This window comes from Streptomyces sp. NPDC056224, assembly GCF_042267665.1.
In the GTDB taxonomy this organism is placed as follows: Bacteria; Actinomycetota; Actinomycetes; order Streptomycetales; family Streptomycetaceae; genus Streptomyces.
In genome coordinates this window covers 93,025-115,452 of sequence record NZ_JBHJTK010000023.1, presented here as the reverse complement: position 1 = coordinate 115,452, position 22,428 = coordinate 93,025, and the positions used below count along the sequence as shown (strand labels likewise).

The following is a 22,428-nucleotide window of genomic DNA, read 5'->3' as shown; positions in this document are numbered from 1 at the left end:
CCCTCCGGGCGCTGATCAATGAGGTGGCGGAGCACCCCTGGCCATCGGGTATTGTTTACGTCGTCGCCAAGGAGCTCACCACGAGATCCAACGCGTCGTTCGAGGCGGTGTGCCCGAGTGGCCAAAGGGAGCAGACTGTAAATCTGCCGGCTCAGCCTACCCAGGCCCGGGGGCTTGCTCGTGCAGTCCAGGACCACGCGGTTCACGTCCGCCACCTCGTTGGTGATGCGGGTGGAGATCCGCGCGAGCACCTCGTACGGCATGCGCGTCCAGTCCGCGGTCATCGCGTCCTCGGAGGAGACGGGGCGCAGCACGATCGGGTGGCCGTAGGTGCGGCCGTCGCCCTGGACGCCGACGCTGCGGACGTCCGCGAGCAGGACGACCGGGCACTGCCAGATCTCGCGGTCCAGGCCGGCCGCGGTGAGCTCGTGGCGGGCGATGGCGTCGGCCTCGCGCAGCAGGTCCAGGCGCTTCTTGGTGACCTCGCCGACGATGCGGATGCCCAGGCCCGGGCCGGGGAAGGGCTGGCGCTGGACGATCTCGTCGGGCAGGCCGAGCTCCTGGCCGACCATCCGGACCTCGTCCTTGAACAGCTGGCGCAGCGGCTCGACGAGCTCGAACTCGATGTCGTCGGGGAGGCCGCCCACGTTGTGGTGGGACTTGATGTTCGCGGTGCCGGTGCCGCCGCCGGACTCTACGACGTCCGGGTACAGGGTGCCCTGCACGAGGAAGGCGACCGCGGGGCCGTCCTCCTGGAGGATCTCCAGCTGGGCCTGCTCGAAGACGCGGATGAACTCGCGACCGATGATCTTGCGCTTGGTCTCCGGGTCGGAGACCCCGGCCAGCGCGTTCAGGAAGCGCTCCTGCGCGTCGACGACCTTCAGCTGCACGCCGGTGGCGGCGACGAAGTCCTTCTCGACCTGCTCGGTCTCGCCCTTGCGCATCAGACCGTGGTCGACGTACACGCAGGTCAGCTGCGAGCCGATGGCCTTCTGCACGAGGGCCGCCGCGACCGCGGAGTCCACGCCGCCGGAGAGGCCGCAGATGGCGCGCTTGTCGCCGACCTGCTCGCGGATGGCGGCGATCTGCTCCTCGACGATGTTGCCGGTGGTCCAGGTGGGGGCCAGGCCGGCACCGCGGTAGAGGAAGTGCTCCAGGATCTGCTGGCCGTGCGTGGAGTGCATGACCTCGGGGTGGTACTGGACCCCGTACAGCTTCTTCTCGTCGTTCTCGAAGGCCGCGACCGGGACGACGTCGGTCGACGCGGTGACGGTGAAGCCCTCGGGGGCGGCGGAGCAGGCGTCGCCGTGGGACATCCACACCGACTGCTGCGCCGGGGTGCCCTCGAAGAGGGTGGAGCCGGTCTTGGAGACGGCCAGCGGGGTGCGGCCGTACTCGCGGGCGCCGGTGTTGTCGACCTGGCCGCCGAGGGTGGTCGCCATCAGCTGGAAGCCGTAGCACATGCCGAAGACGGGGACACCGGCCTCGAACAGGGAACGGTCGAGGCGCGGGGCGCCCTCCTCGTACACCGAGGACGGGCCGCCGGAGAGGATGATCGCCTTGGGGTTCTTGGCCAGCATCTCGTCGACGGGCATCGAGCTCGGCACGATCTCGCTGTAGACCCGTGCCTCGCGGACGCGGCGGGCGATGAGCTGGGCGTACTGGGCGCCGAAGTCGACGACGAGAACCGTGTCCGGGGCGCTGTCGTGGGCGGCGGAGGGTGCTTCTGGCACGGGGCGGCCTTCCGGCGGAAGAGGTGGCTGTTCTGTCGATTCTAACGGGGGACGCGCACACCTCTTCGTCTCACCATCCGAACCCGGTTGGCCGGGAGGGGGGCGGAAGGCCATAATCCCCTTCATGCGCAAGCAGCTGAGCTTCCTCTTTACCTATGGCACCGGCCGGTCCGGTCGCCATGGGTCCTCGTGATGCTCGCTTGAGCCGCTGACTTCCCAGAGCGCCCCGGTCCGACAGGACCGGGGCGCTCTGGCGTTCCCCGGACCTGTGGGCCCCCACCCGACAGGAGACCGACCGTGAACACGACCACCACCACCCCCGAGCAGCTGATCGCCGACTCCCGCGCGCGCATCGACGCCCTCGACGACCGGATCATCGGCCTGATCCAGGAGCGCATGGCCGTCTCGACGGTCATCCAGGAGGCCCGGATCACCTCCGGCGGCCGCCGGGTGCACCTGTCGCGCGAGATGGAGGTGCTCTCGCACTGGAGCGACGCCCTCGGGAAGCCCGGCACGACCTTGGCCATGACGCTGCTGGAGCTGTGCCGGGGCCGCGTCTGAGGGTGTTCGTCACCCGTCCGGCCCGTGACCGGGTCCCGGGTCCTTCGTTGGTGAGGATGTCCGCGCCAGCCAGGCGCGGGACCGCAGCACCACGCGTGGCTCCGCCGGAGCGATGAGACGCACACCCCGTGGGACGTGCGTCGTGGGACCTCGCTCCCTCGCGTGACCGGACGGCAGGGGACAGCAGCCCGGTCACCCCGTAGGGGACGGCCGGCCCGGGGGACGCCCCGGGCCGGCCGTTCCGCGTTCCGCCCCCGGTCCCGGTCCCGCCCCCGCCCCCGGTCCCCCCGGCCCCGTCAGCCCCCTCGCGTCGCACATGCACACTTCGCTGTGTGATCGACACCACAGCCCGGGCCGGGGGATTCCGGTACAACCATCCGTACCGACTGCCTGTCACTCATGTACCGCGGTGGGTACCGCGCTCGGAGGGGGAGCGCGGTACCGACCCGGTCGTCAGGCCGGGTCCACGGCCTTCGGCGGGACCTCCGGAACCGCCAGGAACGGCAGCCGCAGCGCGCCGAACGCCTCCTTCGGGACGGCCGGACGGACCGGCTCCACCGCCGCGAGGCGCACGTAACCCGCCCCCTGTTGCGGCCGCGGGTCCCGCTCGCCCTTGTTCGGCCAGTACGACATCGCCCGCTCGGCCTGCGCCGTGATCGTCAGCGACGGGTTGACCCCGAGGTTCGCGGAGACCGCCGCACCGTCCACCACCGAGATCCCCGGGTGCCCGTAGAGCCGGTGGTACGGGTCCACCACGCCCTCCCGCGCAGAGGCGCCGATCGGGCAGCCGCCGAGGAAGTGCGCGGTCAGCGGGGTCCCCATCAGCTCGCCGACGTTGCTGCCCGGGAAGCCGTTGATCTCCTCGGCGAGCAGCGTCGCGGCCTGGGTGGCCTCCGCGATCTGCACCGGGTTCGGGGCGCCGTGGCCCTGTCGGGCGGTCAGCAGGCCCTTCCCGATCCCGCCGGGCTTGCGGTAGGTCGTCAGGGAGTTGTCCAGCGACTGCATGACCAGGCCGATGATCGTCCGCTCCGACCAGCGGTGGTTGGAGAGCGAGCGGAGCAGCTGCACCGGGTGGCGGGCGGTGCGGGCGAGCCAGGCCCGGACCCGGTGCTTGGCGTAGGGCACCTGGAGGATGGTCATGAACCCCATCGCGTTGGAGCCCTTGCCGTAGCGGACGGGCTCGATGTGGGTGTCGGCGTTGGGGTGCACCGAGGACGTGATCGCCACGCCCCGGGTGAAGTCGGCCCGCCGGTCGGCGCCGTGCCGTTTGCGGTAGCGGCGGTCGTCGGTCTGCGCGCCGACCAGGCCCTCCGAGTTGGTCCGGGTCAGGTCGCCGAGCCGCTCCGAGATCTCCGGCAGCTCGCCCAGGTCCTTCATCGTGTGCAGCAGGGTCTGGGTGCCGTACGTGCCCGCCGCGACGACCACGTACCGGGAGCGCAGCACCTTGGCCCGGCCGGAGCGGCGGCCGTCGGTGGGGACCGTACGGACCCGGTGGCCGCCCTCGGGGTGTTCGGAGAGCGCGGTGACCGTGGTCATGGGGTGGATGACGGCGCCCGCGCGCTCGGCGAGGTGCAGGTAGTTCTCGTTCAGGGTGTTCTTCGCGCCGTGCCGGCAGCCGGTCATGCACTCGCCGCACTCGGTGCAGGCCCTGCGGGCGGGGCCGGCGCCGCCGAAGTACGGGTCGGGGACCTCCTGGCCGGGGCGGGCAGCGCAGTCGCCCCCGGCGTCCGCGCCGTCCCCGAAGAACACGCCGACCGGGGCCATGTGGAAGGAGTCCGCCACGCCCATCTTCTCGGCGGCCGCCTTGAGGTGGACGTCGGAGGGGGTCATGGTCGGGTTGAGGCGCACGCCGAGCATCCGCTTGGCCTGGTCGTAGTACGGGGCGAGCTCCTCGTGCCAGTCGGTGATCGACGCCCACTGCCGGTCCTCGAAGAAGGCGGTGGGCGGCACGTACAGGGTGTTGGCGTAGTTGAGCGAGCCGCCGCCCACGCCGGCGCCCGCGAGCACTATGACGTTGCCGAGCAGGTGGATCCGCTGGATCCCGTACAGCCCGAGGGCCGGGGCCCACAGGTAGTTCCGCAGGTCCCAGCTGTTCTTGGGCAGGCTCTCGCGGGTGAACCGGCGGCCGGCCTCCAGGACGCCGACCCGGTAGCCCTTCTCGGTCAGGCGCAGGGCCGAGACCGACCCTCCGAAACCCGATCCGATGACGATGACGTCGTAGTCGTATGCGTCGTCGTCGTGTGCGTCGTCGTCGTGTGCGTCGTCGTGCGACACGGGTACCCCTTAGCGCAGTCGGAGAGCCTTCATGACCTTGAGGCTGCGGGTCATGAACGCCGCGTACTTCTCGTCGTCCATGCCCAGCGAGGGCGCCATCGGAAGCAGCCGCTGGTGGGCGACGGTCTGGGCCTCGGTGTACTTGAGGATGCCCTCGGAGCCGTGACGGCGGCCGAGGCCGGAGTCCTTCATGCCGCCCATGGGCGCCTGGGCGCTGCCGTAGGCGGGGGCGTAGCCCTCGTTGATGTTGACGGTGCCGGTGCGCAGGCGGGCGGCGACGGCGTGGCCGCGGCGGGAGTCCTTGGTCCAGACGCTGGAGTTCAGGCCGTAGGCGGTGGCGTTGGCGTCGGCGATCGCCTGGTCCTCGTCGGTGAAGCGGTAGATCGAGACGACCGGGCCGAAGGTCTCCTCGCCGCACACCGCCATGGGCGCCTCGACGCCGTCGAGGATGGTGGGCTCGTAGAAGAGCGGGCCGATGTCGGGGCGGGCGGTGCCGCCGGCGACGAGGGTGGCGCCCTTGGCGACGGCCTCGTCCACGTGCCGCTGTACGGTCTCCAGCTGGCGCTCGCCGACCAGCGACCCCATGTCGGCGCCGTAGGCGAGGGACTTGCCGAGGCGCATCGCCTTCGTCCGGGCGGCGAAGCGGGCCACGAAAGCGTCGGCGATCGAGGCGTGGACGTAGAGCCGCTCGATGGAGATGCACAGCTGGCCCGCGGAGGAGAAGCAGGCGCGGACGGCGCCCGCGGCGGCCTTCTCGATGTCGGCGTCGTGCAGCACCAGCATCGCGTTCTTGCCGCCGAGTTCGAGGGTGACCCCGATGAGGCGGTCGGCCGCGCCCCGGGCGACCTCGCGGCCGGTACGGGTGGAACCGGTGAAGGAGACGTAGTCGGCGTGCCGGACCACCTCGGGGCCGACGACCGGGCCCTCGCCGAGGACGATCTGGAAGACCTCAGCGGGCAGCCCCGCCTCGATCAGCAGGTCACGGGCCCACAGGGCGGTCAGCGCGGTCTCGGTGTCGGGCTTCATGACGAGCGCGTTGCCCGCCACGAAGGCGGGCAGGGCGTCTCCGACGGACAGTTCGAGCGGGTAGTTCCAGGGCGCGATCTGGCCGACGACCCCGCGCGGCTGGCGCAGCTCGGTGACCTTGGTGAGGGTGGGCATGGCGCCCGTGTGGCCCTTGGGGCGCAGGTACGAGGAGGCCTTGCGGCCGTAGTGGCGGGCGGCGACGGCGACCGCCTGGACCTCCTCGTGGGCGTGCAGGCGCGCCTTGCCGGTCTCCAGCTGGATGAGGTCGAGTATCTCGGCCTGCCGGGCGAGGACGAGGTCGTGGAAGCGCAGCAGGACCGCGGCCCGCTTGCGTACGGGGAGGGCGGCCCAGGCGGGCTGGGCGGCGCGGGCCCGGCCGAAGGCCTCGGCGACGTCCTCGGGGGTGGCCTCGGGGAGCTCGGCCAGCCGGTCTCCGGTGAAGGGGGTGTGGTTGGCGGTCCGGCCGGAGCCGATCACCCCGCGGGTGAGGCGGGCGATCAGGTCGGGGGTCACCACGTCGGCGGCGGTGCGGGCACCGGCCGGGGCCGGGGCGACCGGGTTGGTGGGTTCCGGTGCGGTGCGGAGGGGGGCCGGGGCCTGCGAGTCCGTCATGGCGGTGAGCGTATTCCGCCCGGGAGCCTTTGGGTACCCGTCGGTAACCTGATTTTGCCATTTCTGCCAGCGATCGCTGGCAGGATGACGGGATCAGGGCCTCTCAGGGCCTCTCAGGGTTTCTTGGCAGGCGGTTTCCAACCGCTGAGCACGATGTCGAACTGTTGCTGGGTCGTGGCCCAGTCGGCGGCCGGGCTCGACATGTAGACGGCGTACTCCGTGCCGTCCGGGGCGATGTACATCTGCTCCTTGGCCCTGCGCGGACCGGGGTGGTTCTGCTTCTCCGTCCAGCTGAAGTCCCAGAGCGCGGCCCGGGCGGTGTCCCGGAAGCTGTTCTGGCCCAGCCACTGCTTCTTGTAGTCCGTCCGCTTCTGCACCTGCTTCTCCAGGTCGAGCAGGTGCATGTACGGGTTGTCGTGGTCCGGGGTGGGGTCGGCGGCGATCCGGATGAAGTGGTTCCCGTTGTCCGGGGTGTAGTCGATCTGGTCGCCGTTCATCTGGCGCGTCCAGCCGTCCGGGACGAACAGGGTGAAGCCGGTGGGGTCGGTGACCTCGGTCCAGCCGGCCGGCACGACATCGGCCTCGTCCGACGACGTGGCGTCCTCGTCGCCCTGCTGGTCGGGGGCGCTCGCGTTCTTGTCCGAGCCGCCGCCCTTCTCGGAGTCATCCGTGAACTTGAGCACCCCGAAGACACCGCCGCCGCCGAGCAGCGCCGCCACCAGGGCGACCGCCGCCGCCCGCTTGAGCCGGCCGGGGGCCGGCTGGGCGGGCGCGGCCGGGGTCGCGGCCGGGGTCGCTGCAGCGGTCGCGGTCGCGGTCCCTGAGGGTTCCGGCAGCGCGGCCGTCTGCGCGACGTCCCGCCGCGGGGCCGCCTCCTGCGGCCGCTCCTGGGCCGGAGCGAGCTCCTGCGAGGTCACCGCGCGCGTCGGCACGTACGCCTGCGCCGCCTTCGGCGACCGGCCCTCCATCGCCTCGATCAGCATCCGCTCGGCGTCCTCGGCCGTCGGCCGCTGCGCCGGATCCTTGCGCAGCAGGGCGGTGATGACCGGCCCCAGCGGCCCCGCCTGGCGCAGCGCCGGCGGTTCGTCGTTGACCACGGCCTGGAGGCTGGAGATCGGCGAGGTGCGGCGGAACGGGGAGCGGGCCTCCACCGCCGTGTACAGGGTGGCACCCAGCGACCACAGGTCGGAGGACGTGCCGGGGGTCGCGCCGGTGACCCGCTCGGGGGCCAGGTAGTCGATGGAGCCGACGATCTCGCCGGTGCGCGTGATGGACGAGTCGCCCTCGATCGCGGCGATCCCGAAGTCCGTGAGCAGCACCCGGCCGTCCTTGGCGAGCAGCACGTTGCCCGGTTTCACGTCCCGGTGCAGTACGCCCACCGCGTGCGCGGCGCGCAGCGCGCCCAGCACGTGCAGCCCGATCCTGGCCGCCTCGCGGGGCTCGATCCGCCCGGCCGCCTTGGCCGCGTCCGCGAGCGAGGGTCCGTCGATGTACTCCATGACGATCCACGGCCGGTCGTCGTGTTCCAGTACGTCGTGGACGGTGACGACCGCCGGATGCTGGATCCTGGCCGCGGCCCGGGCCTCCTTCTGCGTCCGGGCGTGCATGACGTCCCGGTCGGCCTGGGACACGTACAGACCCGCCGTCAGTTCCTTGACGGCGACGGTCCTGTGGAGCAGCTCGTCATGCGCGCGCCACACCTTGCCCATGCCGCCGCGGCCGATCGGCTCGACGAGCCGGTACCGGCCCGCCAGCACGGCGCCCCCACCTGTCTGCTGTTCCACGAAACCCCGCCGCTCTCTGCACTTCAGGCCAGATTACGGAGCCCACGGGGGCTGTCGGAACCGCCCGGCCGCCGAAAGGCGGCACTGTGACGCAATCGCCGTACTGACCGCCCGTCAGGCTGACTTCAGCCCCCCGACTTGTAACTCGCCGTGGCCTTCTCGAAGACTTCGGTGACCTTGCCCTGTTCGTCCTCCGGACCCGTCACCATCACGACGTGGTAGCTGCCGCCGAGCGCGACCACGAAGTTGCGGGCGAAGACGTTGCGGCCGGTGCCGTCGATCCACGTGTAGCGGCCCGTGGCGCGCAGTTGCTGCCCGACCTTGGTGGTCTTGACGTCGCCGACGGTGGACCAGGTGGAGGACCGGTACGGGGCCAGCTCCTGCTGCTTGTCCTTCTGGTACCCCGCCGGATCCGGGTTTCCCTCGGCCTTGTCCCGGCCGGGGACGACGGTCAGGGTGAACTGCCCCCCGGTGTAGCGCACTTGGCCCGCCTCGTTGATGCCGCGGCGCTCCCAGCCGTCGGGAACCGCGATCTCGAAGTGCTCCGGGTCCTGCTGGGTGGTGTAGCCGGCCGGGGCGGGAGCCGGCGCCGCCGTCGGAGCGCTCGGGGGCGGTGTGGTGGTCTGGGGCGCGGGCTTGGACTCGGGGGTGCCGGTGGGCACCTGGGACGGGCTCTGCCGGGGCGTCACCTGCCCGCCGCCGCCCTGTTCCCGCTGATCGGCGGACCGGGGCAGGAACAGCATCGCGTACGCCACGGCCCCGGCGAGCAGGACCAGGACGCCGACGAGCAGGGTCCGGCCCAGGGAGCGGGGTCCCCGGGGGGCAGCGGGATTGCGGTGCCGTCCGTGGAGTTCGCCGCGGCGGCGTACGACGGGCAGCCGCGCGGGATCCGGCTCCGGCAGCGGGAACGCGGCGGAGCCGGCCTCGGGCTCGGGGGCGGACCGTACGAGCGAGCGCAGCCAGCCGCGGAGCTCCTCGAAGTCGGGCCGCTCGGTGGGGTCCTGACGCAGCAGCGACTCCACGACCGGGCGCAGCGCGCCGCACTCCTCCGCGAAGGCGGGGGGCTCGGCGCAGACCATCTCGACGAGTTCGGCGACGCTGTCCTCGGGGTACGGGGCGTGGCCCTGGACGGCGCGGTACAGCAGGGCGCCCAGCGCCCAGAGGTCGGTGGCGGGCCCGATGGGGGGCGCCAGCTGCCAGTGCCCGTGCACGGGGCCGGCCTGCTCGGGGGCCCACCGTTCGGTGACGGCTCCGACGACGGCCATCCGCGTCTGGCGCGCACGCTCGGCGTCCAGCCCGCTCCGGGGCCCGGCCCAGCCGGAACCGGTGCCCGAGCCGGGGCCCGGCTGCTCCTGCGGTCGCTGCGGTGCGGTGTCGGCCTGGCGATAGCCCTGCGGCAGTGCGAGCCGGGCGGGCAGCGCGGGCGGCTGCGGCCCGGCCTCCGGCGCGGGCTCCAGCTCCCCGCCCCGGCCGGGCGCGGACTCCGGGCCGGGCACGGGCTCCGGCGCGGGCACGCGCTCTGGCACGGAATCCGGCGCGGGCTCCCGGTCGGGCGGGGACAGGGCCGGGCGGCGGGGGGTGGCCCCGTGCCAGGCGGCGGCGCCGGTCTCCGGGCCGCCGTACGGGTACGAGTACCCCTGCGGGAGGGTCGACCCCTGCGGCCTCGGCTCCGGCACGACCACGGGCTCGGCCTTGCGCTGCTCGCCGACCTTGGCGGCGGCCGCGCGCGCCCCGGCCCGGTACGCGGCGATGGCCCCCGCGCGGGCGGCGGCGTTGACGTCGGGCCGCTCCTGGGGGCGTACGGGGGTGATGTGATCGGTGTACCGCGGCCCGGTGGCGTACCCCGGAGCCACCAGCGGCGCGTACCCGGCACCCGCCCCCGGCTCCGGACCGGCCCCATGACCCGCCGACGCGTACCCGGCACCGCCCGCCCCCGGCTCCTGACCGGCCCCATGACCCGCCGAAGCCTCCGGGCGGTCCCCTGCCGGGTCACCGACGGGACCGATGGCACCCGCGGCCACACCGGTTCCGCGGCCCGGGCCGTCACCCGGCCCGGTCTGCCGAGCCGCCGGGGCGTGCGGGCCGCCCCACCCGGCGTCGCCGCCGGAGGCCTCGGCTCCGGCGGCGGACGGGACGGGGTCGTACCCGCAGAGGGCCTCCTCCGCCGCACCGGCCGCGAGGCCGGTCAGCACGACCCGCCCGTCGTCGCAGACGAGCACCGTCCGCACGGTGATGTTCCGGTGGGTCCAGCCGTGCGCGTGCAGCACACGCAGCGCGGTCAGCACGTCCGAGGCCACTTCCGCCGCCCGGTAGGCGCTCAGCGGCTCATCGGCTATCAGCGCCGCCAGAGGTCTGGCCGGGACCAGTTCGCTCACTATCCACAGCGACCCGTCCTCGGCGAACACGTCGAAGACCTGGTCCAGCCGGGGATGGTCGGGAATGGAGGCCGCGGCCTGCGCCGCCTCGATCGCGCGCCGCACGGCCGGCAGATCGCCCGGAGCGCGGCGCCCCGCCGCCGGGACGGCCGCCTGCCCGTCCAGCAGCTCGGCGTCCACGACCTCCGGCAACGGCACCTGCCGCACCAGGACTTCCTGCCCGCTCCGGGTGTCGAAGGCCCGGGTCTCGGCCAGTTCGTACTCGTCCGACGGCGGGAGCGGCAGACGGTAACGGTGAGCCAGGATCCGGCCCGCGTAGTCCTCCACATCGCCTCCCCCGAGTGCGGTGGGGTCCCCGTGGCCCCGCTGCCACGATACGTGGCGGGGGCCGCCCGCGTCCCGAGGTCAGCCGAGCATCTGGAAGGTCTCGAACGCCGTGGTGCGCATCTGCGTGCACTCCGGTCCGTCCCACTGGTCCGCGGGGCAGCTGATCATGATGGCGTAGCCGTGCGTCGCGTCCGCCCTGAAGCCGCGGTTGAGCACCCGGACCCTGATGCCGGCCTGCTCCCGCTCGAACTCCCAGTCCGCGACGGTCGGGTAGTTCCGGTACGTCGTCGGGCTGATGCCGATCAGCCGGTAGTTCTTGCTGCTGCTCGCGGTGGACGGAGCCAACCGCTGCCAGGCGCCACGCGCGTCGTCACCGGGGGTGGGGGTGTAGTCGACCTGGATCCGCGGGAAGCCGCCGTCACGGCTGTATATCCCGCCGGAGTTCTCGCCGGCCGTGCCCGTCTGGTGGAAGCCCGCGGGCATGGCCATGGAGAAGTGGAAGCCCGGCTCCGTCAGCACGGCGTATCCCTCGGGGAGTCCGGCGCCCGGTCCCCCGGGCTGCGCGCCCTGGCCCTGGCCCTGGCCTTGTCCCTGGCCCTGGCCCTGGCCGGCGGCCGGGGTCTGCTGGCCCTGGCCCTGGTCCTGGCCGCCGGGGGTGGCGTTGCCGTTGGCCCCGCCCTGCTCGCCGGGCTTCGCCGAAGGCTGCGGCGAGGACTGCGGGGGCGTACCCGGGGTCTGGCCGGCGGACGCGGACGGGGTGTTCTTGCCGCCCTTGCCCTCGTCCTTGCGGCCGTCGGTGTCGTCGCCGTTGAAGGCGTAGGCGATGAGCGAGCCGACCGCCGCGAGCACGACCACGACGGCGGCTATCGCGAGCGCGATGGTGCGGCGCGGCATGACGTCGGTGAGCGGGGCCATGACCGGGGCGGTCTTGGCCGTGGGCCTTGGCTTGGGCTCGGACGACGCCGGGGCCTCTGCGGCCGAGGCGGCCGTGGTGGCGGTGGCGACCGCCGCCGCCTTGCGGGCCGACTTCAGCGCGGCGCGGGCGCGTTCGCGCTGCTCGCGCTCCCGCCGCTCGCGTTCCTTCTTCGCCGCCTTCTCGGCGGCCTTCTCCGCGGCCTTCTCCACGGCCGCCTGCTCCGCGGCCGCCTTGGCGTCCGCGAGCGAGATCTGCCGCGTCTCCTCGGCGGCCGGGGCCGCCACGGGGGCCGGGGCGGACTCGGGCGCGTTGACGACGGCGGTGAGCATCGCCCGCGCCCCGACGTCGTCGAGGCGCTGGGCCGGATCCTTGGCGAGCAGGCCGTAGATGACCTCGGCCAGCGGGCCGGCGTTCTTGGGCGGCTCCACCGGTTCGGTCATCACGGCGGTGAGGGTGGCGAGGGCGGAGCCCTTGTCGTACGGGGGCACGCCCTCGACGGCTGCGTACAGCAGACCGCCGAGCGACCACATGTCGGCGGGCGGGCCGGGCTTGTAACCGCGGGCGCGCTCCGGGGAGATGTAGGACGGGGCGCCGACGAGCATGCCGGTGGAGGTGACGGAGGGGTCGCCCTCGACCTGCGCGATGCCGAAGTCGGTGAGGACGACGCGGCCGCTGGCGGCGATGAGCACGTTGGACGGTTTGACGTCCCGGTGCAGGATGCCCTGACCGTGCGCGGCGCGCAGGACGTCGAGCACCGCGAGGCCGACCTCGGCGGCGCGGTGCGGGGTGAGCGGGCCGTTCTCCCGGATGAACTCGGCGAGCGAGGGACCCTCGATGAGCTCCATGACGATCCAGGGGCGGCCGTCTTCGTCGACAACGTCGAAGACGGTGACCGCGCCCCCGCTCCGGATCCGGGCGATGGCCTTGGCCTCGCGGAGGGTACGGGTGATCAGACGGCGCTTCTCGTCCTCGTCGACCCCCGTGCCGAAGCGGAGTTCCTTGACCGCGACGATCCGGCCCAGGGTCTCGTCCTCGGCGCGCCAGACGGTACCCATGCCGCCCTTGCCGAGCACGGCTCCCAGCCGGTAGCGGCCCGCGAGCAGCCGGCCCTTGTCCTGGCCGTTCGCGGCCGACTTGGCGGCCTCGGCCCTGGCCTTGACCTCGGCGGCCACGGCATCGGCCTTCTCCACCACGGGGTTGACCGGCTTCGCCGGGTCGGCCTTGGCCACCGGCTTGGGCTTGGGCTTCGCGTCCTCGGGTGCGGCCTCGGACTTGGCACCCTCGGGCTCCGCCGCGGGCGCGGGCGCCGGCTCGGCGTCCCCCGCCCCGGCCCCGGCCGCGGTCTTCGCGTCCTGCGGCTCGGCCTTCGTCAACCCCGGCTTCGCAGCCGCGGTCTTCGCGTCCTCCGCCCCGGCCGCGGGCTTCGCGGCCGCCTGCCCGGCCTTCCTCAACCCCGGCTTCGCTGCCGCAGGCTTCGCACCCTCAGCAGGCGCGGCCTCGGCCGACGCAGCCGGAGCCACAGCTCCCTCATCCTCGGGCTCCGCCGCAGGCGTCCCGTGCTCCGGCTTCGACATGCGTCCCCTCTGCGATCGTGCCGCCCGCTCCGGCGGCCCCGGCAGCTGCCGGGGTCCGCGGTAACCCGCCCCGGCAGAACCCTCATTGTTCCTCACTCCGCAACGGACGGGCGCCCCGGGTCCACGGTTCCCCGATCCGCATCCCGGACTTACAACGGAACGATGTCGGGCGCCCCCAGCCGCGCCGCGTCCGCCGTCTGGTCGTCCGGCTGGCGCTGCGATTCCCGCTCGGCCTGGACGCGCTTGTCGTAGTGCTCCACTTCCTTCTCGATCTGCTGCTCGTCCCACCCCAGTACCGGCGCCATCAACTCCGCGCACTCCCGGGCCGACCTCGTCCCCCGGTCGAAGGTCTCGATCGAGATCCGCGTCCGCCGCGTCAGCACGTCGTCCAGGTGCCGCGCCCCCTCGTGCGAGGCCGCGTACACGATCTCCGCCCGCAGGTAGTCCTCCGCCCCGGCCACCGGCTCCCCCAGCCCCGGGTCGGCGGCGATCAGGTCCAGCAGTTCCTCCGTCAGCGACCCGTACCGGTTCAACAGGTGCTCCACCCGCACCACGTGAAGACCCGTCCGGGCAGCCGTCCTCGCCCGCGCGTTCCACAGCGCCCGGTACCCCTCCGCGCCGACCAGCGGCACGTCCTCCGTCACGCATTCCGCGACCCGCTGGTCCAGCCCGTGCACCGCCTCGTCGACCGCGTCCTTCGCCATGACCCGGTACGTCGTGTACTTGCCGCCCGCGACCACCACCAGCCCCGGCACCGGGTGCGCCACCGTGTGCTCGCGCGACAGCTTGCTCGTCGCGTCCGACTCCCCGGCCAGCAGCGGCCGCAGGCCCGCGTACACGCCCTGCACGTCGTCACGCGTCAGCGGCACCGCCAGCACCGAGTTCACGTGCTCCAGCAGGTAGTCGATGTCCGCGCTCGACGCCGCCGGGTGCGCCTTGTCCAGGTCCCAGTCGGTGTCCGTGGTCCCCACGATCCAGTGCCGGCCCCAGGGGATGACGAACAGCACCGACTTCTCGGTCCGCAGGATCAGCCCGGAACTCGAATGGATCCGGTCCTTCGGCACGACCAGGTGGATGCCCTTCGACGCCCGTACGTGGAACTGCCCGCGCTCCCCGATCAGCGCCTGGGTGTCATCCGTCCACACCCCGGTCGCGTTCACGATCTGCTTCGCGCGGATCTCGTACTCCCCACCGCCCTCGACATCCCGCACCCGGGCCCCGACGACCCGCTCGCCCTCGCGCAGGAAGCCGATCACCCTCGCCCGGTTGGCGCAATGCGCCCCGTACGCCGCGGCCGTCCGCACCAGCGTGGCCACGTACCGCGCGTCGTCCATCTGGGCGTCGTAGTACTGCAGGGCCCCCACCAGCGCGTCCTTGCGCAGCGCCGGCGCCACCCGCAGCGCGCGCTTGCGCGACAGGTGCCGGTGCACCGGCAGCCCCCGCCCGTGACCGCTGGAGACCGACATCGCGTCGTAGAGCGCGACGCCCGAGCCCGCATACAGCCGCTCCCAGCCCTTGTGCTGCAAGGGGTAGAGGAACGGCACGGGCTTCACCAGGTGCGGCGCGAGGCGCTCCAGCAGCAGGCCGCGCTCCTTCAGCGCCTCCCGCACGAGGGCGAAGTCGAGCATCTCCAGATACCGCAGGCCGCCGTGGACGAGCTTGCTCGACCTGCTCGACGTGCCGGACGCCCAGTCGCGCGCTTCCACCAGCCCGGTCGACAGGCCTCTGGTCGCCGCGTCGAGCGCGGTACCGGCGCCGACCACCCCCGCACCCACGACCAGGACGTCCAGCTCCCGCTCGGCCATCCGGGCGAGCGCCTCCGCGCGCTGCACCGGTCCCAGTGTCGCTGTCCTCACGGCTGCCTCCCGTTGGTGCGGATGTTCCCGCGTCGCGCGGGTGATCCCGCTCACATGCCCCGTTTCCTGATTCTGACCGCCCGCACCCACATCAGCCACCGCCTGTGGACAACACAACGGCGATCACCGCCCCAGAATGCGACATATCTTTCATATATACGCCTAGTCTGACATTGCGCCAGCTTCCTCCGGGCTCCTCCCGTCCACAGGGCTTGCGCGCGCATCCCCCTCATGTCAGGGAAGGGACGGGACCCCCATGCCCGCAGACCTCGCCGTCATCGGACTCGGCCATCTCGGCCTCCCCCTCGCCCAGGCGGCCGTGGCCGCCGGGATCGAGACGGTCGGCTACGACAGCGGTCCGGTCACGGACTCCACCCTCACCGCCGCCGAGATCCGCCGCATGTCGGCGGCCGGCTTCCGGGTCACCACCAACCCCGCCGAGCTCGGCCGGGTCCGCACCGCCGTCATCTGCGCGCCCACCCAGCTCGGCGCCGACCGCGCGCTGGACCTGTCCGCCGTGGGCGAGGCCGGCCGCGCGCTCGCCGCCCGGCTGCGCCCCCACACCACCGTGATCCTCGAATCCGCCGTCCACCCCGGCGTCACCGAGGACCACCTCCGCCCGATCCTCGAAGAGGGCTCCGGGCTCCGGGCCGGCCGCGACTTCCACCTGGCCTACTCCCCCAGCCGCCTCGACCCGGGCAACCGCACGCACGGCGTCTCCAACACCCCCAAGGTGATCGGCGGCCTCACCCCCGCCTGCACGGAGTCCGCGCACGCCTTCTACGCCCGCCTCACCGAGAAGGTCGTCCGCGCGCGCGGCCTGCGCGAGGCCGAGACCGTACAGCTCCTGGAGACGAACTACCGGCACGTCAACATCGCCCTCATGAACGAGATGGCCGTCCTGTGCCACGACCTCGGCGTGGACCTGTGGGACGTCATCCGCTGCGCCGAGACCAAGCCGTACGGCTTCCAGGCCTTCCGCCCCGGCCCGGGGGTCGGCGGCCACGGAGTCCCGCTCGACCCGAACTACCTCCCCCACACCACCCGTACCCCCGGCCACCCCCTGCGCATGGTCGGCCTGGCGCAGGAGATCAACAACCGGATGCCGCAGTACGTCATCCAGCGCTCGGCCACCCTGCTGAACGAGCACGGCAAATCCGCCCGCGGCGCCCGCGTCCTCCTGCTGGGCGTCACCTACAAGCCCGACCTCGCCGACCAGGAGGGCTCCCCGGCCCGCGAGATCGCCAGCCGCCTGCTCGACCTGGGGGCGCTCATCAGCTACCACGACCCGTTCATCGCGGGCTGGCGGGTCCGGGACCAGCCGGTCCCCCGAGCCGAATCCCTGTACGAGGCCGCCGCCAACGCGGACCTGACGATCCTGCTCCAGCACCACCGCACCTATGACCTGCAAGGCCTCGCGGTCAAGGCCCAATTGCTCCTGGACACCCGCGGCGCCAGCCCGGCGGGCGCGGCCCACCGGCTCTGAACGCGCGGGAAATCCCCCTCACGGATGTCGTGACCGCCTGCTAGCCTGCGGCGTCACTTATCTCGCACTTACGCCCTCCGGGCGTTCGCATGCCCGAATCCCTGGGGGGGATCACTCGTGAGCCAGAACATCCAGCCGCCCGCGTCCGAATTCGTCACCGAGGCGCCCGCCGCCCCGGCCCCGGCCCGCAGCGGCAACATCGGCCTCGGCATCGTCGCCGCCGTCGTCACGGCCGTCGTCACCGCCGGCGTCTACGGCGCGATCATCGGGGCCAGCGGCTACCAGATCGGCTACGCCGCCGTGGCCGTCGGCGCGCTCGTCGGCCTCGCGGCCGGCAAGCTGGGCGGCTCCAACCCGGTCCTGCCGGTCGTCGGCGTCGTGCTGGGCCTGGCCGCCGTCTTCGCGGGCCAGCTCTTCGGAGTCGCCTGGATCATCGCGGACGAGCTCGGCACGACCACGGTGGACATCCTGGGCGTCGGCGTCCCCAAGCTGGTCGAGGCCTGGCAGGAAGTGTCCACCCCGATGACCTTCCTCTTCCTCGCCATCGGCGGCTACGCCGCGTTCCAGACGGCCCGCAAGGCCGCCAACTGACCGGACACCCCGTACGCGCCGGAGGGCCGGCACCCCGTGTGGGGTGCCGGCCCTCCGGCGTACGTACGGAAAAGAGCGGTCAGCGGCTGTGCTGCGAGTCCGCGACCGTGACCTCGACCCGCTGGAACTCCTTGAGCTCGCTGTAGCCGGTGGTGGCCATCGAGCGGCGCAGCGCGCCGAAGATGTTCATCGAACCGTCCGGGGAGTGCGACGGGCCGGTGAGGATCTCCTCGGTGGTGCCGACCGTGCCCAGGTCGACCTTCTTGCCGCGCGGCACGTCCTCGTGGACGGCCTCCATGCCCCAGTGGTTGCCCTTGCCGGGCGCGTCGGTGGCACGGGCCAGCGGGGAGCCCATCATCACGGCGTCCGCGCCGCAGGCGACGGCCTTCGGGATGTCGCCCGACCAGCCCACGCCGCCGTCGGCGATGACGTGCACGTACCGGCCGCCGGACTCGTCCATGTAGTCGCGGCGGGCCGCGGCCACGTCCGCGACGGCGGTCGCCATCGGGACCTGGATGCCGAGCACGTTGCGCGTGGTGTGCGCGGCGCCGCCGCCGAAGCCGACCAGGACACCCGCGGCGCCGGTGCGCATCAGGTGCAGGGCCGCGGTGTAGGTGGCGCAGCCGCCCACGATGACCGGGACGTCGAGCTCGTAGATGAACTGCTTCAGGTTCAGCGGCTCGGCGGCGCCGGAGACGTGCTCCGCCGACACGGTGGTACCGCGGATCACGAAGATGTCCACGCCCGCGTCCACGACGGCCTTGGAGAACTCGGCGGTGCGCTGGGGGGAGAGCGCGGCGGCGGTGACGACGCCCGAGTCGCGCACCTCCTTGATCCGCCGGCGGATCAGGTCCGCCTGGATCGGCGCGGAGTAGATCTCCTGGAGACGGCGGGTGGCGGCCTCCTCGTCCAGCTCCGCGATCTCGTCGAGCAGCGGCTGCGGGTCCTCGTAGCGGGTCCACAGGCCTTCGAGGTTCAGCACGCCGAGGCCGCCGAGCTCGCCGATGCGGATCGCGGTCTGCGGGGAGACGACCGAGTCCATGGGGGCGGCCAGGAAGGGGAGCTCGAAGCGGTACGCGTCGATCTGCCAGGCGATCGAGACCTCCTTCGGGTCCCGGGTACGCCGGCTCGGGACGATGGCGATGTCGTCGAACGCGTACGCCCTGCGGCCGCGCTTGCCGCGCCCGATCTCGATCTCAGTCACGTGTGGTGGCCTTTCCTCTGGGTCTGCCCGTCCAGTATCCCCGAACGCCGGAGAGTCGCGTTCCCATGACCGCCGTACGGACGCGGGCGCGGGAACGGCGAAGGGGCGGGCCCGACGGGCCCGCCCCTCACGCGGTCACTGCGATCAGCCCTTGCGGCTGTAGTTCGGCGCTTCCACCGTCATCTGGATGTCGTGCGGGTGGCTCTCCTTGAGGCCCGCCGAGGTGATCCGGACGAAGCGGCCCCGGTCCTGCAGCTCGGGGACCGTGCGACCGCCGACGTAGAACATCGACTGGCGCAGGCCGCCGACGAGCTGGTGCACGACCGCGGAGAGCGGGCCGCGGTAGGGCACCTGGCCCTCGATGCCCTCGGGGATGAGCTTGTCGTCGCCGCCCACGCCCTCCTGGAAGTAGCGGTCCTTGGAGAAGGAGCGCTGGTCGCCGCGGGACTGCATCGCGCCGAGCGAGCCCATGCCGCGGTACGACTTGAACTGCTTGCCGTTGATGAAGAGCAGCTCGCCCGGGGACTCCTCGCAGCCCGCGAGGAGCGAGCCGAGCATCACCGTGTCGGCGCCCGCGACCAGGGCCTTCGCGATGTCGCCGGAGTACTGCAGGCCGCCGTCGCCGATGACCGGGACGCCCGCGGCCTTGGCGGCCAGCGCGGCCTCGTAGATCGCGGTGACCTGCGGGACACCGATGCCGGCGACCACGCGGGTGGTGCAGATGGAGCCGGGGCCGACACCGACCTTGATGCCGTCGCAGCCGGCGTCGACCAGCGCCTGGGCGCCGTCGCGGGTGGCGACGTTGCCGCCGATGACGTCGACGGAGGAGTTCGACTTGATCTTGGCGACCATGTCGCCGACCAGGCGGGAGTGGCCGTGGGCGGTGTCGACGACGATGAAGTCGGCGCCCGCCTCGATCAGGGCCTGGGCGCGTTCGTACGCGTCGCCGGCGACGCCGACGGCCGCGCCGACGAGCAGCCGGCCGCCCTTGTCCTTGGCGGCGTTCGGGTACTTCTCGGCCTTGACGAAGTCCTTGACCGTGATGAGGCCCTTGAGGGTGCCCGAGTCGTCGACCAGCGGAAGCTTCTCGATCTTGTGGCGGCGCAGCAGCTCCATGGCGTCCACGCCGGAGATGCCGACCTTGCCCGTGACCAGCGGCATCGGGGTCATGACCTCGCGCACCTGGCGGCTGCGGTCCGACTCGAAGGCCATGTCGCGGTTGGTGACGATGCCCAGGAGCTTGCCCGCCGCGTCCGTGACCGGGACGCCGGAGATGCGGAACTTCGCGCACAGCTCGTCGGCCTCGCGCAGCGTCGCGTCCGGGTGCACCGTGATCGGGTCGGTGACCATGCCGGACTCGGAGCGCTTGACCAGGTCGACCTGGTTGGCCTGGTCGGCGATCGACAGGTTGCGGTGCAGTACGCCCACACCGCCCTGACGGGCCATCGCGATGGCCATGCGGGCCTCGGTGACCTTGTCCATCGCCGCGGACAGCAGCGGAACGTTCACGCGCACGTTCCGGGAGATGAGGGAAGAGGTGTCGATCGCGTCAGGCGACATGTCCGACGCGCCCGGCAGCAGCAGCACGTCGTCGTAGGTCAGTCCGAGCGTGGCGAATTTGTCGGGCACTCCGTCGGCGGTCATGACACCTTCCCAAATGGTCTTGCTCAGCGCGGATGTCCATGCTAACGGGATCCCGACGCGTCTCATTCCACGACCAAGGTCAAGGAGAAGATTCGTAGTTTCCTACGGAGGAGATCCCAGAGATCCCCGCTCGCCTCCTACTGCTCGGCGAGCGCGCGGAGCCGGCTGAGCGCCCGGTGCTGGGCGACGCGCACCGCCCCGGGGGACATGCCGAGCATCTGCCCGGTCTCCTCGGCGGTCAGCCCGACGGCCACCCGCAGGACGAGGAGCTCGCGCTGGTTCTCCGGGAGGTTGGCCAGCAGCTTCTTGGCCCAGGCGGCGTCGCTGCTGAGCAGCGCCCGCTCCTCCGGACCCAGCGAGTCGTCGGGCCGCTCCGGCATCTCGTCCGACGGCACGGCCGTGCTGCCCGGGTGCCGCATGGCGGCCCGCTGCAGGTCGGCGACCTTGTGCGCGGCGATGGCGAAGACGAAGGCCTCGAAGGGCCGCCCGGTGTCCCGGTAGCGCGGCAGGGCCATCAGGACGGCGACGCAGACTTCCTGCGCCAGGTCCTCCACGAAGTGGCGGGCGTCACCCGGGAGCCGCGAGAGCCGGGCGCGGCAGTAGCGGATGGCGAGCGGGTGAACGAACGCGAGCAGGTCGTGCGTGGCCTGCTCGTCGCCCTCCACCGCTCTGCGTACGAGCGCGCTGACGGCCCCGGCACTGCCGCCTTTGGCGGCGCCGGTGGGGCCTGTGGCCGCAGGTGACCCCAGGGCCTCGTCGTCGCGCATCAATCCATGGTGCCTTGACGCCGGAGCTTCCGTGGCACCACGGCCGGTTTCGTGCATCGAAGCGTTATGAGCGGGTGCGCCGGAACTCATGATTGCGCCCTCCCCTCCCGCTCGGCCGAATGGTCCTCAAGGACGAGGACCCCACATCTCCAAGAATGCGGCACACCCTCAAGGATGCGGCATCGCGCACGAAGCGACACGTCCCCCGGATTGTGCCCCGCCAATCCCCGAGTGCGCACCGGGTACGGCGGGACACGGACCGGACCGTGACCCGCCGGTCAGCGGACCAGGCCCCAGCGGAAGCCGAGCGCCACGGCGTGCGCCCGGTCCGAGGCGCCGAGCTTCTTGAACAGCCTGCGGGCGTGCGTCTTGACCGTGTCCTCGGAGAGGAAGAGCTCGCGCCCGATCTCCGCGTTGGACCGGCCGTGGCTCATGCCCTCCAGCACCTGGATCTCGCGGGCGGTGAGGGTGGGCGCCGCGCCCATCTCCGCCGAGCGGAGCCGGCGCGGGGCCAGTCGCCAGGTCGGGTCGGCGAGGGCCTGGGTGACCGTGGCCCGCAGTTCGGCGCGCGAGGCGTCCTTGTGCAGGTAGCCGCGGGCGCCGGCGGCGACCGCGAGGGCCACGCCGTCGAGGTCCTCGGCGACCGTCAGCATGATGATGCGGGCGCCGGGGTCGGCCGAGAGCAGTCGGCGGACCGTCTCCACACCGCCGAGCCCGGGCATCCGTACATCCATCAGAATCAGGTCGGAGCGGTCGGCACCCCAGCGGCGGAGGACTTCCTCGCCGTTGGCAGCCGTCGTCACACGCTCGACGCCGGGCACGGTGGCAACCGCGCGACGGAGCGCCTCTCGGGCAAGCGGGGAGTCGTCGCAGACGAGGACGGATGTCATGACCGCCCTCCGCAGCTGCTGATGCGCGTCACCTTGAGCCTCCAGGCTGGTACGTATCGTCACCTGTGCGGTCGATGCCCCCGGACACCTGTCCGAGAACTTATTGGTTCAACCGCCTTCGCACTCTCAACGATGGTCACTCGAAAGAGTTACGGGTCGGACGGACACCTTCAGCACTCTACGTGAGGAAGCGATCACAACGCCGGAGCCACGAGCCGGTCGTCCTCCATCTGGAGCTATGCCCTATTTGGCGGCTTTCCTTCCGTTTGGCACATGTCTGAGGCTAGATTCCCAATGAGTCATATTTACATCTACTACGACAGTAGGTGTGGAGACATGGACCGTATCCGCCTCAGTACCGGCACCAAGAGGACTACCAATGGCAGATTTCTCCCGGCTCCCCGGACCGAACGCCGACCTCTGGGACTGGCAGCTGCTCGCCGCCTGCCGCGGGGTCGACAGCTCCCTCTTCTTCCACCCGGAAGGCGAGCGGGGCGCGGCGAGGAGCGCGCGCGAGGCCTCGGCTAAAGAGGTCTGCATGCGATGCCCGGTGCGCGCGGAGTGTGCCGCGCACGCACTCGCCGTCCGCGAGCCCTACGGGGTCTGGGGAGGGCTCACCGAGGACGAACGCGAGGAACTGATGGGCCGCGCCCGGCATCGCCTGATCCCCGCCTCCAGCGCGATCGGACCGATCCCGCCGCACTGATCCGAGTACAAACGTCCGAAGGAACGTTGCTGCAGCTTTCCGCGCGTCTTTCCGCGCGTCTTTCCGACCGCTGCCGTCACCGGGCGTGTCGCAGTCCCGCGC

General features: G+C 72.4%; 14 protein-coding genes, 1 tRNA gene and 1 pseudogene. 5 read left to right on the top strand and 11 right to left on the bottom strand.

The window, feature by feature from the left end; genetic code table 11:
* The first annotated feature begins 103 nt into the window (after positions 1-103).
* Positions 104-214 (top strand) — tRNA-Tyr (locus ACFCZ1_RS24705).
* Here ACFCZ1_RS24705 and guaA read toward each other — a convergent pair.
* Positions 165-1,733: pseudogene (gene guaA, locus ACFCZ1_RS24700) on the bottom strand (glutamine-hydrolyzing GMP synthase); the annotation flags it as partial. The gene ACFCZ1_RS24705 and the pseudogene guaA sit on opposite strands and share 50 nt — an antisense overlap.
* 297 nt (positions 1,734-2,030) lie before the next feature.
* Here guaA and ACFCZ1_RS24695 point away from each other — a divergent pair.
* Positions 2,031-2,294, top strand: a complete 264-nt coding sequence (locus tag ACFCZ1_RS24695) for a chorismate mutase (protein WP_376680432.1) — start codon at positions 2,031-2,033, stop codon at positions 2,292-2,294.
* A gap of 453 nt (positions 2,295-2,747) precedes the next feature.
* Here ACFCZ1_RS24695 and ACFCZ1_RS24690 read toward each other — a convergent pair whose 3' ends face one another.
* The 6 genes from ACFCZ1_RS24690 to ACFCZ1_RS24665 form a co-directional block, all read right to left on the bottom strand.
* Entirely contained in the window at positions 2,748-4,568 is a 1,821-nt protein-coding gene (locus tag ACFCZ1_RS24690; RefSeq protein WP_376680431.1) for a GMC oxidoreductase, read from the bottom strand.
* Between the two features lie 9 nt (positions 4,569-4,577).
* Positions 4,578-6,206 (bottom strand): succinic semialdehyde dehydrogenase, encoded by a 1,629-nt coding sequence (locus ACFCZ1_RS24685; RefSeq protein WP_376680430.1) that lies wholly within the window; start codon positions 6,204-6,206, stop codon positions 4,578-4,580.
* Between the two features lie 113 nt (positions 6,207-6,319).
* Positions 6,320-7,990: a serine/threonine-protein kinase gene (locus ACFCZ1_RS24680; RefSeq protein ID WP_376680429.1), complete on the bottom strand. Its 1,671-nt coding sequence runs from the start codon at positions 7,988-7,990 to the stop codon at positions 6,320-6,322.
* 125 nt (positions 7,991-8,115) lie between these two features.
* Positions 8,116-10,692: a protein kinase gene (locus ACFCZ1_RS24675; protein WP_376680428.1), complete on the bottom strand. Its 2,577-nt coding sequence runs from the start codon at positions 10,690-10,692 to the stop codon at positions 8,116-8,118.
* Positions 10,693-10,770: 78 nt separating this feature from the next.
* On the bottom strand, positions 10,771-13,059 hold the full coding sequence (locus ACFCZ1_RS24670) for a serine/threonine-protein kinase (protein WP_376680427.1): 2,289 nt from the start codon (positions 13,057-13,059) through the stop codon (positions 10,771-10,773).
* A 272-nt stretch (positions 13,060-13,331) separates the two neighbouring features.
* Positions 13,332-15,038, bottom strand: coding sequence for a glycerol-3-phosphate dehydrogenase/oxidase (locus ACFCZ1_RS24665; RefSeq protein ID WP_376680426.1), 1,707 nt, complete (start codon positions 15,036-15,038; stop codon positions 13,332-13,334).
* Positions 15,039-15,294: 256 nt separating this feature from the next.
* Between ACFCZ1_RS24665 and ACFCZ1_RS24660 the strand changes: the two genes are divergently transcribed.
* Positions 15,295-16,524, top strand: a complete 1,230-nt coding sequence (locus ACFCZ1_RS24660; RefSeq protein ID WP_376680425.1) for a nucleotide sugar dehydrogenase — start codon at positions 15,295-15,297, stop codon at positions 16,522-16,524.
* Positions 16,525-16,641: 117 nt separating this feature from the next.
* Positions 16,642-17,115, top strand: coding sequence for a hypothetical protein (locus ACFCZ1_RS24655; RefSeq protein WP_376680424.1), 474 nt, complete (start codon positions 16,642-16,644; stop codon positions 17,113-17,115).
* 79 nt (positions 17,116-17,194) lie between these two features.
* Here the strand turns inward: ACFCZ1_RS24655 and ACFCZ1_RS24650 are convergent, their stop codons facing one another.
* The 4 genes from ACFCZ1_RS24650 to ACFCZ1_RS24635 all read right to left on the bottom strand — a co-directional run bounded on the left by ACFCZ1_RS24650 (position 17,195) and on the right by ACFCZ1_RS24635 (position 21,620).
* Positions 17,195-18,319 carry a GuaB3 family IMP dehydrogenase-related protein gene (locus ACFCZ1_RS24650; protein WP_376680423.1) on the bottom strand — a complete coding sequence of 375 codons (1,125 nt, stop codon included), beginning with the start codon at positions 18,317-18,319 and terminating at the stop codon, positions 17,195-17,197.
* A 144-nt stretch (positions 18,320-18,463) separates the two neighbouring features.
* Entirely contained in the window at positions 18,464-19,963 is a 1,500-nt protein-coding gene (gene guaB / locus ACFCZ1_RS24645) for an IMP dehydrogenase (RefSeq protein ID WP_376680422.1), read from the bottom strand.
* A 137-nt stretch (positions 19,964-20,100) separates the two neighbouring features.
* Positions 20,101-20,730 carry a sigma-70 family RNA polymerase sigma factor gene (locus tag ACFCZ1_RS24640; RefSeq protein ID WP_376680421.1) on the bottom strand — a complete coding sequence of 210 codons (630 nt, stop codon included), beginning with the start codon at positions 20,728-20,730 and terminating at the stop codon, positions 20,101-20,103.
* Positions 20,731-21,008: 278 nt separating this feature from the next.
* Positions 21,009-21,620 (bottom strand): response regulator transcription factor, encoded by a 612-nt coding sequence (locus tag ACFCZ1_RS24635; protein ID WP_003948568.1) that lies wholly within the window; start codon positions 21,618-21,620, stop codon positions 21,009-21,011.
* Between the two features lie 379 nt (positions 21,621-21,999).
* Between ACFCZ1_RS24635 and ACFCZ1_RS24630 the strand changes: the two genes are divergently transcribed.
* A complete protein-coding gene (locus tag ACFCZ1_RS24630; protein ID WP_362582926.1) occupies positions 22,000-22,326 on the top strand; it encodes a WhiB family transcriptional regulator in 327 nt (108 codons plus the stop codon).
* Positions 22,327-22,428 lie beyond the last annotated feature (102 nt).